We start from the raw sequence: 12,412 nt of genomic DNA, 5'->3' as shown, positions 1-12,412 counted from the left end.
GTGGCCTTCACATCGATGTCCGCCGATTTTCCATTCGCCGCTGATCTTCATTCAGCCATTTTGTTGGCGCGCGCATTGATGCGGAGAGGGAACAGATCAAGGCCGGGATAGTCTGAACGCATTCAGCGTGCACGTGGCCGCATGCCAAGCCGGAGCAAGCCGCCATGTGGAAACCTTTTCTCTCAGGACTTCTCTCATGCCTCTGAAATCAACTCTCGTCATGGCGGCCCTTTCTGCCGCTGCTTTTTCGGCACACGCCCAATCCGACAGTCAGGTGGTGCAAGACATGGTGACTCGCTCGGCCAATGTCTGCCCGGGCCATAGCGCGGCGCGCACCACGCCGACGGTAAAGATGCTGCCTGTCGGCGCACTGCGGGTCATGCTGGAACGTGGTCTGGTCATGTGCCCTGACCGCCGCCTCGACGCCGACGCACCGGCGGTCTTCTTCGGCAGAGTTGGGGTATTCGCATGGAACCCGGAGCTGCCTGCAGGCGCGCAGGTGATCGTCAAGCAGATCGACACCATGACCCGCAAGGATGAATACCCCGCAGACACCCTGGTATGGGATGCCAACGGCAAGCAACTTGCGCAGCGCACCGTGCCTGCTTTCGAACCGAAGCCTGGGGCTGCTGTGCTGTACAAGGTACGCTAGGGCCTGTTCACATTTAATCTGCGAGTGCGAGAGGTCGCCAAGCGTTGACTGCCTAGGCGCGGCGACGCGCCGTGGTGGTGCCACGGCAAGGAGCTGCAACAACGGCAGGCGACGCTTGGCGGCCTCTCCCGGAGGGTTGCCCCCAGAAGGCGCGCTGGCCGCGTTGCACGTCAGGGCTGGTGGCACCACCACCAGCCCTGACGTGCAACGCGGCCAGCGCGCCTTCTGGGGGCAACGCATCTCGCAGATCAAATGTGAACAGGCCCTAGCCTTTCGTTGTATCGCTATCGCCAAAGCCTTGTTGCTGGCCCGTCTGACTTCTTCCTGACGTCGGTGAAGTCGCGGACCAGCCGCCAACAAGAATGTGAGCGTCATGGATAGCGCAACCTGCATTCCCTTTCGCAAAGTTCGCCCATCGCGCAGGTGATTTCTTTCCTCCTCGCCTGACACGCCATGGGATTTCCCACATTGGAAAAGCGCCGCGCGCTATTGGTCTTACCAATAAACTGGTAATATCCAGTTTCCCAAATCGACAGCCCATCGCCTGTCGCCGGTCCTCGACACGCTGAGGCCGAGCCACGGCAAAAAGGCGTCATTCAGAGACAATCATTTCTCAAAGGAAACACGATGAAATTACTGCGTTACGGCCCGGTGGGGCAGGAAAAGCCCGGCGTCCTCGACCAATCCGGCAAGATCCGCGATCTGTCCGCCTACATCAAGGACGTCAACGGTGCCGTACTGGATGACGCTTCCCTGGACAAGATCCGCAAGCTGGACCTGGAAAGCCTGCCCGCCGTGGAAGGCTCGCCGCGCATCGGCGCCTGCGTCGGCAATATCGGCAAATTCATCTGCATCGGCCTGAACTACGCCGATCACGCCGCCGAATCCAACCTGCCCATCCCGGCCGAACCCGTCGTGTTCAACAAGTGGACCTCCGCCGTGGTCGGACCCAATGACGACGTCAAGATCCCCCGCGGCTCCAAGAAGACCGACTGGGAAGTCGAACTGGGCGTGGTCATCGGCAAGGGCGGCAGCTACATCGACGAGAAGGACGCGATGTCCCACGTGGCCGGCTATTGCGTGGTCAACGACGTCTCCGAGCGCGAATACCAGATCGAACGCGGCGGCACCTGGGACAAGGGCAAGGGCTGCGATACCTTCGGCCCCATCGGCCCCTGGCTGGTCACCCGCGATGAAGTCGCCGATCCGCAAAAGCTGGGCATGTGGCTGGAAGTGGATGGCAAGCGCTACCAGAACGGCAATACCAGCACCATGATCTTCGGCGTGGCGCACATCGTCTCCTACCTGTCGCGCTTCATGAGCCTGCAGCCGGGCGACGTCATCTCCACCGGCACGCCGCCGGGCGTGGGCATGGGCGTCAAGCCGGAAGCCGTCTACCTGCGCGCCGGCCAGACCATGCGCCTGGGCATCGACGGCCTGGGCGAACAGCAGCAGAAGACCATCGACGCCTGATCCATCCGGATCACCGCGTTACCCGCGCCGCCAGTCGGCGGCGCGGTTGCATCCCCATCGAAGTCCACAAGAACAAGAACGACCATGCGCGGGCGCATGTCCGCCTGCGCGATCCAATGACCGCAACAGGGAAGGAGAAGACACAATGAATCACTACGATTTCCAGGGCCGCAGCGCCATCATCACCGGCGGTGCCCAGGGCTTCGGCTATGCCGTGGCCGAACGCCTGCTGCAAGGCAAGGCCAAGGTGGTGCTGTGGGACATGGACGAAAAAGCCCTGGCCGAGGCCCGCGCCAAGCTGGAACCGCTGGGCAATGTCGAGACCGTCCGCGTGGATATCTCCAACCAGTCCGATGTCCAGCAAGCCATCGAAGCCACCGAAAAACTCACCCAGTCCATCGACATTCTGGTGCACAGCGCCGGCATCGCCGGACAGAACAATCCGGTGGCGGACTACTCGCCTGAAGAATGGCGCCGCGTGATCGACATCGATCTCAACGGCGCCTTCTACGTCAACCAGGTGGTGGTCCAGCGCATGATCGCGCAGAACTACGGCCGCATCGTCAACATCGCCTCCATCGCCGGCAAGGAAGGCAATCCCACCGCCTCCGCCTACAGCGCCGCCAAGGCCGGCATGATCGCCCTCACCAAGAGCCTGGGCAAGGAAACCGCGACCCGCAACATCGCCGTCAACGCCATCACCCCGGCCGCCGCGCAGACCCGCATCCTGGAGCAATGCACCCAGGCCCACATCGATTACATGCTCTCCAAGATCCCGCGCGCGCGCTTCGTGAAGGTGGAGGAGCTGGCAGCGATGGTGGCGTGGCTGGTGTCGGAGGAGAATTCCTTCACTACCGCATCCGTGTTCGATCTGTCGGGCGGACGCGCGACCTACTGAGGGCGCGGGGGCTCGGTCCCCGACCCTGCCCTGTGGAGGTGCAGCAGATTGTTTCACCTGCCTCGCTACCACCGGGTTGACGGCCTGCCAAAACAAAGAACCCGCCAGGATATGCATGGCAGGTTCCTTGTTTGGGGCGTCAGTTTTGTCGGGATATCAGCGCAAGGCCGGTCGCGGCGGCGTGATGTCCACAGCCACGCGGCTGGCCACTTCTTCGCTGCCATAACCCACCTGGTCCTGCGCCAGTACCTTGAACTGGCTCACCACCTCGGACAGGCGCGCGGCCTGTTCCTGCATGGCTTCGGCAGCGGCGGCAGCCTGTTCGACCAGGGCGGCGTTCTGCTGGGTGGTCTGGTCCATGTCGGTGATGGCCAGATTGACCTGGCTGATGCCGTCGCTCTGCTCGCTGCTGGCCGCCGTGATCTCGGAGACGATGTCGGCGACCTGGCGCACGCTGGCCACCACTTCGTCCATGGTCGTGCCGGCACGCTCCACCAGCTCGCTGCCGGAGCCGACCTTGGCCACCGAGTCATCGATCAGGGTCTTGATTTCCTTGGCGGCCGAGGCCGAGCGCTGGGCCAGCGAACGCACTTCCGAAGCCACCACCGCGAAGCCCCTGCCCTGCTCGCCAGCACGGGCCGCTTCCACGGCGGCATTCAGGGCCAGGATGTTGGTCTGGAACGCGATGCCGTCGATGACGCTGATGATGTCGACGATCTTGCGCGAAGATTCATTGATGGAGCCCATGGTCGAGATCACCTGCGACACCACTTCCCCACCCTGCTGTGCCACCGAGGAAGCGGAAGCCGCCAGCTGGTTGGCCTGGCGGGCGTTGTCGGCATTCTGGGCCACGGTGGAGGTCAGTTCTTCCATGGCCGAGGCAGTTTCTTCCAGGGCACCAGCCTGGCGTTCGGTCCGCGCCGAGAGGTCGAGGTTGCCTGTGGCGATCTCGCGCGAGGCAGTGCCGATGGCATCGGTGCCGCTGCGCACCTGGCCGACGATGCGCGCCAGGTTGCCGGTCATGGCCTGCAGGGCATGCATCAGCTTGCCGGTTTCATCCTTGCGGGCGGCCAGATGGTCATCGACACGGGTGGTGAGATCGCCAGCGGCCACGGCTTCGGCCACATTGACCGCCTTTTCCAGCGGCCGCGTGATGCCCAGCGCCAGGCTGCGCGCGAACAGCCAGCCCAGCACCACTTGCAGGATGGCCAGGCCGATCATGAGGTTGCGGCTTTCGTGATAGACCTGCTGGATGTCCTTGGCCACCTGGTCGATGTTGGCGCGTTGCAGGTTGAGCAACTGCTGCAGATTCTCCAGATAGCCCTTGGCCGCCGCATCGAAGGGGCCGGCCAGGATCTTGGCGGCTTCCTCGGCGTTGCCGTCGGCCTTGGCCTTGGAGATGGCGTCACGGTGCTTGATGTAATCCTTGCGCACCTCGCCCAGCTTGGCGAAGACAGCTTTCTCTTCCGGCGATTCGATCAGGGCTTCGATGGCCTTCTGCTGTTCGGTGGACATGCGGCTGGCCTCGGCGGCGTCGGCCGCGAAGAAGCTGGCCAGGCTGGGATCGGCACTCTTGGCAATGGCCGTGGTGCGGCGCACGCTGGTGTGGATGGTGCGATACCAGTCGGAGACCAGGCGCTCCTTGGTCAGCGGCTCGTGCATCATTTCATCGGTGGCGGCGGCGATGCCTTGCAAACGCCAGATCGACAGCGCGACGACCACGCTGGCTGCAGCCAGGATGACGGCAAAACCCAGGCCCAGGCGGCGGCCGATCTTCATGTTGGCGAAATAGCTCATCGTTTTCTCTTATGCGCAGTAGGTGGAGGGGTAGACCGGTACATCTACGGACCGGTCTCAGGCGCTTCGGCTTCATGGTGCGACGAATACCGCCGCGGCGCGATCAGGGATTTCCTGACAACAAGCTGTCATCGCGGCAACGGGATGACGGCTTGCTGGCTAGCACACGGCGGGATGCGCCCGGTGCCGGCCAGGAATGCGAAGCCTGCCCGTGGCGCGCACATGCGTACAACAGCGCCGCCGGCAATGGCCGGGGCTTGCGAGGCGCCATTGTTGCCGTGAAGACAGAAGGCAGGCATTCGTAATTTCACTTACTGACGACATGTCAGCGTTGAGCTATGGCGCAATAGTACGCGCCTGCGGCCGATTCAAACATGAAAAAAGGATGCTGAAGCATCCTTTCCATTTGGTTTGACCGGAGGTGGGCTGTTTATTGCTGCGCCGCGTAATCCGCGATGGTCTGGGTCGCCGGGAAGTGCACCGTGAAGGTACTGCCGTGATCCGGCACCGAGGCAATATCCAGCGTGGCATGGTGGCGCAGCAGCACGTGACGCACGATGGCCAGGCCCAGGCCGGTGCCCTGGGTCTCGCGCGAGCGGCTCTTGTCGACGCGATAGAAGCGTTCGGTCAGGCGCGAGATATGTTCGGGGCTGATGCCGATGCCGGTATCCTGCACCGCGAAATGCGCGCCCTGCTCGTCACTCTGCCAGCGCAGGGTGATGGTGCCGCCTTCCGGGGTATAGCGCACGGCATTGGTGACCAGGTTGGTAAAGGCGCTGCGCAGTTCATCGGCATTGCCCTTGAGGTCGGGGCCGTCGACCACCAGGCGGATGTCATGCTTGCCCGCCGACAGCGCACGGCCTTCCTCGGCGATGCGCTCCAGCAGCGGACGGACGCGCAGCACTTCGGAGCGCAGGGGGTAGTCGATCGATTCCAGGCGCGTCAGCGTGAGCATGTCGTCGATCAGGTTCTGCATGCGCTGGCCCTGCTCGGTCATGAGCTTCAGGTGGGCCATGCGGGTGGACTCTTCGAGGTTCGGCTGCGCCAGCGCGATTTCCAGAAAACCGTTGATGACGGTCAGCGGCGTGCGCAGTTCGTGCGAGGCATTGGCCACGAAGTCACGGCGCATCATGTCGATGCGCTGCGATTCGGTGACGTCGTGGGTGACCAGGATCTGGCGGCGGTTCTCGAAGGGGATGATCTGGATGATCAGCTTGCGCTCATGCAGGGCCAGCGTGAGCGGCTGCTCGTAGCGGCCCAGGATGATGTAGTCGATGAAGGCCGGATTGCGGATCAGGTTGGTGACGCGCATGCCCTTGTCGCGGTCCAGCTTGAGGCCCAGGTGCGACTGCGCGGCCGGGTTGCACCATTCGAGGAAGAGCACGTCGTCCATGATCACCACGCCATCCGGCAGCAGGCTCATGGCCTGGCGGAAGCGCGCCAGCCACTCGGCCAGTTCGGCCTGGTTGCGTTCATCGTCGCGGCGCATGCGGTACAGCCGTGCATAGACATCGGTCCAGGCCCCCCAGCCATCGGGCAGGCGCGACTGGCCGGAATCATCCAGCCAGGTCGACAGGCGCAGCAGGTAGTGCAGGTGCGTGATCATCATCGCGCCCACGCCCAGCACCGCCGCGACCAGCCCGATGATGGGGCCGAAGAAGAAACCGACGACTCCTGCTCCGGCCAGGCACAACACCAGGCGCAATACAGCAGGAATCCAGAACAGAAGTTGTGGACTCATTGATTTGACAGATAAATCTGGGAAGCGCCCGCGCGCCAAACTTTTTAATTTTGCTGATTATGAACGACGCGGGCTGTTTGGTCTTTGATCTTTATTTACTCGATCTTTGTTTGCTCGATCTTTATTTGGTCGAGAGCATGTAGCCGACGCTGCGCACCGTCTTGATGAGGTACTCGGCATCGCGCAAAGCCTTGCGCAGGCGCAGCACGTGGACATCCACGGTGCGTTCCTCGATCACCACGTGGTCGCCCCAGACGCGGTCGAGCAGCTGGCTGCGCGAGAACACGCGATCAGGATGCGCCAGGAAAAACTTCAGCAGCTTGTATTCGGCGTGGCCGATATCGATGCGTGCGCCCGACAGGCTCACCGAGCAGCTGGCCGGATCGAGCGTGACCGGACCGGCCGACATCACTTCCTGGGCGTGCTCCGGGCTCTTGCGGCGCAGGAGGGCCTTGATGCGCGCGGTCAGTTCGCGCGGCGAGAAGGGCTTGGTGATGTAGTCGTCGGCACCGTTGTCGAGGCCGGCGATCTTGTCTTCTTCCATGCTCTTGGCGGTGAGCATGATGACCGACAGTTGCTGCAGCTGGCGGTCGGCGCGGATGCGCGAGAGCAGGTGCAGGCCGCTGCGGTCGGGCAGCATCCAGTCCAGCAGCACCAGTTGCGGGGCGCGGTGCTGGACGAAGTCCCAGGCCGCGGCCGCGTTGGAGACGACGAAACTGGACCAGCCTGCCTCCTTGAGGGTGAAGGCAATCAGTTCGGCAATGGAGGGTTCGTCTTCGACGATGAGGATAGTAGTCATGATAGTCAGGCTTGTTAGCAGTATCGCGGGTCTCCCCTCCGCAATCCGGCAGTGGCAGCGCTTCCCCCGCTGCCAGCACCGGTGCCGTCGTGCTTAGTCTTCTTCCTGGAGCGTCTTGGCCGAACCGAAGTCGGTGTGGCGGATATCCTTGCCACCGACCACGTAGACCACGTATTCGGCGATGTTCTTGGCATGGTCGCCGATGCGTTCGATGGCCTTGGCCACCCACAGGGTATCGATGGAACCGGAGATGGTGCGCGGGTCTTCCATCATGAAGGTGATGAGGCTGCGGGTGATGGAACGGAAGCCGTGGTCGATGCGTTCGTCCTGCTTGATCAGTTCGGCAGCCTGCTTGTCATCGAGGCGGGCGAAGGAGTCCAGGGCGCTGCGCAGCTGGTCCATGGCCTGTTCGGCGATCAGGCTCACGGTTTCATAGTGCGAGACCAGGCCGATGCCGCGCTTGTGCAGGTGGATGGCGGTACGGGCGATCTTGGTCGCCTCGTCGCCCACGCGTTCCAGATCGGTGATGATCTTGATGGTGGCCATGACGGTACGCAGGTCATTGGCGGTCGGCTGGCGGCGCACGATGAGGTGGCTGCAGGCGTCGTCGAGTTCGACTTCTAGGCGATTGACGGCTTCGTCGTCCTTCATCACGCGATGGGCGACGTCGAGGTTGCCGTTGCGGAAGGCCGCAATCGCGTCCTGGAACTGGTGTTCCACCATGCCGCCCATGGCGAGCACCTTGGAGCGGATCTGCTCCAGATCCTGGTCATACTGTTTGGAGGAATGATCGCCGGTCATGTGACGTCCCTAAAAAGAATTTCTATAAATAATATATACGGTGCAATGACTACTCTGTGGAATCGTCGTATCGGCGTAGCGAGCGCTTCGAGTTCGCGTCGAGAAGCGCAGCCGTACTGGGGTACGGCGAGCATCGCAGACGCGAAATCGGAGCGCGCAGTAGCCGAGACGACGGTTCGATCAGCCAAAGCGGCCGGTGATGTAGTCTTGGGTTTCCTTGCGCACCGGATTCATGAAGATCTGGTCGGTCTCGCCAAACTCCACCAGCTCGCCCAGGTACATGTAAGCGGTGTAATCCGAGCAGCGCGCCGCCTGCTGCATGTTGTGGGTCACGATGGCGATGGTGTAGTCGTTCTTGAGCTCACCGATCAGTTCTTCCACCTTGGCCGTCGAAATCGGATCCAGTGCCGACGTCGGTTCATCCAGCAGCAGCACTTCCGGCTTCACGGCCACGCCGCGTGCGATACACAGACGCTGTTGCTGGCCACCGGAGAGCGACAGGCCGCTCTTGTGCAGCTTGTCCTTCACTTCACCCCACAGTGCCGCCTTGTTGAGCGCCCATTCGACGCGCTCATCCATCTCGCCCTTGGGCAGGTTTTCATACAGGCGGATACCGAAGGCGATGTTGTCATACACCGACATCGGGAACGGCGTCGGCTTCTGGAACACCATGCCGACCTTGGCGCGCAGCATGTTCAGATCCTGGCCCGGTTCGAGGATGTTGTTGCCGGCATACATGATCTTGCCTTCGGCGCGCTGGCCGGGGTACAGGTCATACATGCGGTTGAAGGTACGCAGCAGCGTCGACTTGCCGCAGCCCGAGGGGCCGATGAAGGCGGTGACCTTGCCTTCATAGATGTTCAGGTTGATGTTCTTCAAACCCTGGAATCCGCCGTAGTAGAAGTTCAGTTGCGAAACTTCCAGCGTGGTCTTCTGGGCCGCAGCGGCGTTGAGAGGTGCGGTCGAAGCGTGGCTTGCCATTTGATGAGCAGTAGTCATGTCGGTCACTTGGAGAATTAGCCGGGGATTTGTTGTTTGAACAGGGTGCGCGAGAGCACGTTGAGCAGCAGCACGCTGAAGGTGATCAGCAAGGCGCCGCCCCATGCCAGCGAGACCCAGTTGTCATATGGGCTCATGGCGAACTGGTTGATCACCACCGGCAGGTTGGCGATCGGACGGTTCATGTTGGTGCTGAAGAACTGGTTGTTCAGCGCGGTGAACAGCAGCGGAGCAGTCTCACCCGAAATACGCGCCACCGCCAGCAGCACACCGGTCACCACGCCCGCCTTGACGGCGCGCAGGCGCACGATGATGGCTACCTTCCAGCGCGGGGCACCCAGCGCGAAGGCCGCTTCACGCAGGCCGCTCGGCACCAGCTTCAACATGTTGTCGGTGGTACGCACCACCACCGGAATGGCGATCAGCGAAATGGCGAAGGTACCGGCCCAGCCCGAGAAGTGGTTCACGTTGGCCACGTAGATCGCATAGATGAACAGGCCAATCACGATCGACGGTGCCGACAGCATGATGTCGGTAACGAAGCGGGTGACCTGGGCCAGCTTGCTTTCCTCGCCGTATTCGGCGAGATAGACGCCGGCCAGGATGCCGATCGGGGTGCTGATGATGGTGCTGATGCCGACCATCAGCAGCGAGCCGACGATGGGGTTCAACAGGCCGCCGCCGGCATCGCCCGGACCGGGGGTGTTTTCGGTCAGCAGGCCCAGGTTCAGTGCGGCCACGCCCTTGAAGACCAGGGTCAGCAGGATCCAGGCCAGCACGAACAGGCCCAGGCCCATGGCCAGGAAGGAGAACAGCATGCCCATGCGATGCTGCATCAGGCGACGGCGGTAGACGGGGTTCATGGCTTGCGCCTGGTCGGTGCTCTTCACACCGGCTTGTACGGTCTGGCTCATTATTTGGCTCCTTCCTTGCGGGTCATGCCCATGAGCATGATCTTGGCGGCGGACAGAACGATGAAGGTGATGACGAACAGGATCAGGCCCAGTGCAAACAGCGAGGACACGTGCAGCTTGCTGGAGGCTTCGGCGATTTCATTGGCCAGGGTCGAGGCGATCGAGTTGCCGGCCGAGAACAGCGACCAGGACAGGCGATGCGAGTTGCCGATTACGAAGGTGACCGCCATGGTCTCGCCCAGCGCACGGCCCAGGCCCAGCATCACGCCACCGACCACACCTGTCTTGGTGTAGGGCAGCACCACCTTGCGCACCACTTCCCAGCGGGTGCAGCCGAGACCGTAGGCCGATTCCTTCAGCACTGCGGGGACGACTTCAAACACGTCGCGCATCACCGAGGAGATGAAGGGGATGATCATCACCGACAGGATCAGGCCGGCGGTCAGGATGCCGATACCCATGGTCGGGCCGGAGAACAGCACGCCGATGCCGGGGATCTGGCCCAGGGTGGCCTTCAGGAAGGGCTGGCCGTATTCGGAGAACAGCGGTGCGAACACGAACAGGCCCCACATGCCGTAGATGATGGAGGGCACGCCCGCCAGCAGTTCCACACAGGTGCCCAGCGGACGGCGCAGCTTGGCCGGGCAGATTTCGGTCAGGAACAGCGCGATGCCGAAGCTGACCGGGAAGGCGATCAGCAAGGCGATGATCGAGGTCGACAGCGTGCCGACGATGGCGATCATGGCGCCGAATTCGTTATTGGTCGGATCCCATTCGACGCGCGTGATGAAGCCCGGGCCGAAGGCCTGGAACGCCGGTGCGGCACCGATGATGAGGGAAACGATGATCCCGCCCAGCATCAGCAGCACGGACAGGGCGAAGATCAGGGTGATCTTGTGGAAAAAGAAATCCTGCAGACGCTGGCGGCGCATGACGGCCATCAACTTCTCGCGCGCGGCTTGCGCACTTTCAGTCTCTGTCGGGGATTTTTTGACTTCGGTATTCGACATTGCCGTGGTGGAATAATTAGCGCTCATTTGAATTCACCATTAAAACGGGCCATCGCCGCGAATGCTCTGTGCTCCAGAGTTGCTCGTTCTCGCTGCGATGACCCGAATGCTCCGTAGGGGAGAGGCTGCTATGACCGGATGTTCATGGCATCCGGCCGGACTGGGCTTGGCTTACCAGAGTGCCTTGCCGCTGCTGTCCTTGACGTTGCTCTTCCAGGAATCTTCCACCAGCTTGGTGACCGAATCCGGCAGGGGCACGTAGTCCAGTTCAGCAGCAACCTTGCCGCCGTTCTTGTAGGCCCAGTCGAAGAACTTCAGGACTTCCTTGCCCTTGGCGCCATCGCCAGCCTGTTCCTTGTGCAGCAGGATGAAGGTGGCGCTGGAGATCGGCCACGATTCCTTGCCGGCTGCGTCGGTGAAGTCCACTGCGAAGCCAGGGGTCTTGGCCCAGTCGCCAGCGGCGGTGGCAGCCTTGAAGGTGGAATCGTCCGGGGAGACGAAGTTGCCATCCTTGTTCTTCAGCTGGGTGTAGTTCAGCTTGTTCTTCTTGACGTAGGCGTACTCGACGTAGCCGATTGCGCCCTTGACCTTCTGCACGTTGGCGGCAACGCCTTCGTTACCCTTGCCACCCACGCCGGTCGGCCACTTGACGGCAGTACCGGCACCGATCTTGCTCTTGAAGTCGGCGTTGGCCTTGGACAGGTAGGAGGTGAAGACGTAGGAAGTGCCCGATGCGTCCGAACGGTAGACGACGGTGATGTCTTCATTCGGCAGCTTCACGCCCGGGTTCAGGGCGGTGATTTCAGCGGCGTTCCACTTGGTGATCTTGCCGGCGTAGATGTCGCCCAGCACCTGGCCCGACAGCTTGATCTGGCCGGGGGTCACGCCGTCCAGGTTGACCACGGGAACCACGCCACCGACGACGGCCGGGAACTGGGTCAGGCCGGCTTCAGCCAGTTCGCTTTGCGGCAGCGGAGCATCCGAAGCGCCGAAATCGACGGTCTTGGCCTTGATCTGCTTGATGCCACCGCCCGAGCCGATGGATTGGTAGTTCAGGCTGTTGCCGGTGGCGGCCTTGTACAGCTCAGCCCACTTGGCGTAGACCGGGTACGGGAAGGAGGCGCCTGCGCCGGTGATTTCTGCTGCATGCACGGCACCGCTGAAAGCGAAAGCGCCAGCCACTGCGATTGCAACAGACTTGATCAGATGGTTAAAACCCATTTCTGCTACTCCTATGATTTTGAAGAGAGGACGGTCACCGAGAAACATCACGTCGGGAGGGATGACTTTCGAGACAGGGCGAACTTTAACCAGCTAATGTGACGAGT

General features: G+C 62.1%; 11 protein-coding genes. 3 read left to right on the top strand and 8 right to left on the bottom strand.

What is annotated here, in order from left to right; translation table 11 throughout:
* Positions 1-196 precede the first annotated feature (196 nt).
* From ACWFUC_RS11345 to ACWFUC_RS11335, 3 genes are all read left to right on the top strand, one after another.
* A complete protein-coding gene (locus ACWFUC_RS11345) occupies positions 197-652 on the top strand; it encodes a hypothetical protein (RefSeq protein WP_034332680.1) in 456 nt (151 codons plus the stop codon).
* A 627-nt stretch (positions 653-1,279) separates the two neighbouring features.
* Complete coding sequence (locus ACWFUC_RS11340; RefSeq protein ID WP_039788920.1) at positions 1,280-2,125, top strand: ureidoglycolate lyase; 846 nt, start codon at positions 1,280-1,282, stop codon at positions 2,123-2,125.
* 145 nt (positions 2,126-2,270) lie between these two features.
* Positions 2,271-3,023, top strand: coding sequence for an SDR family NAD(P)-dependent oxidoreductase (locus ACWFUC_RS11335; RefSeq protein ID WP_489624912.1), 753 nt, complete (start codon positions 2,271-2,273; stop codon positions 3,021-3,023).
* 156 nt (positions 3,024-3,179) lie between these two features.
* Here ACWFUC_RS11335 and ACWFUC_RS11330 read toward each other — a convergent pair whose 3' ends face one another.
* From ACWFUC_RS11330 to pstS, 8 genes are all read right to left on the bottom strand, one after another.
* The gene (locus ACWFUC_RS11330) at positions 3,180-4,820 is read right to left on the bottom strand and encodes a methyl-accepting chemotaxis protein (protein ID WP_489637600.1); all 1,641 of its coding nucleotides are present in this window, start codon (positions 4,818-4,820) and stop codon (positions 3,180-3,182) included.
* A 430-nt stretch (positions 4,821-5,250) separates the two neighbouring features.
* A complete protein-coding gene (gene phoR, locus ACWFUC_RS11325) occupies positions 5,251-6,561 on the bottom strand; it encodes a phosphate regulon sensor histidine kinase PhoR (RefSeq protein WP_489624910.1) in 1,311 nt (436 codons plus the stop codon).
* Positions 6,562-6,682: 121 nt separating this feature from the next.
* Positions 6,683-7,360: a response regulator gene (locus ACWFUC_RS11320; RefSeq protein WP_034332673.1), complete on the bottom strand. Its 678-nt coding sequence runs from the start codon at positions 7,358-7,360 to the stop codon at positions 6,683-6,685.
* A 93-nt stretch (positions 7,361-7,453) separates the two neighbouring features.
* Positions 7,454-8,161, bottom strand: coding sequence for a phosphate signaling complex protein PhoU (phoU, locus tag ACWFUC_RS11315; RefSeq protein WP_489624909.1), 708 nt, complete (start codon positions 8,159-8,161; stop codon positions 7,454-7,456).
* A gap of 180 nt (positions 8,162-8,341) precedes the next feature.
* Positions 8,342-9,142 carry a phosphate ABC transporter ATP-binding protein PstB gene (gene pstB, locus ACWFUC_RS11310; protein ID WP_310160648.1) on the bottom strand — a complete coding sequence of 267 codons (801 nt, stop codon included), beginning with the start codon at positions 9,140-9,142 and terminating at the stop codon, positions 8,342-8,344.
* 35 nt (positions 9,143-9,177) lie between these two features.
* Positions 9,178-10,074, bottom strand: coding sequence for a phosphate ABC transporter permease PstA (gene pstA / locus ACWFUC_RS11305; protein WP_039788929.1), 897 nt, complete (start codon positions 10,072-10,074; stop codon positions 9,178-9,180).
* Complete coding sequence (gene pstC / locus ACWFUC_RS11300) at positions 10,074-11,084, bottom strand: phosphate ABC transporter permease subunit PstC (protein ID WP_121037939.1); 1,011 nt, start codon at positions 11,082-11,084, stop codon at positions 10,074-10,076. The genes pstA and pstC overlap by 1 nt, the downstream gene beginning before the upstream one ends.
* A 171-nt stretch (positions 11,085-11,255) precedes the next feature.
* A complete protein-coding gene (gene pstS, locus ACWFUC_RS11295; protein WP_039788931.1) occupies positions 11,256-12,305 on the bottom strand; it encodes a phosphate ABC transporter substrate-binding protein PstS in 1,050 nt (349 codons plus the stop codon).
* Positions 12,306-12,412 lie beyond the last annotated feature (107 nt).

It is taken from the genome of Herbaspirillum sp. Her4 (genome assembly GCF_057961335.1).
This window is presented reverse-complemented; position numbering and strand designations above follow the sequence as displayed.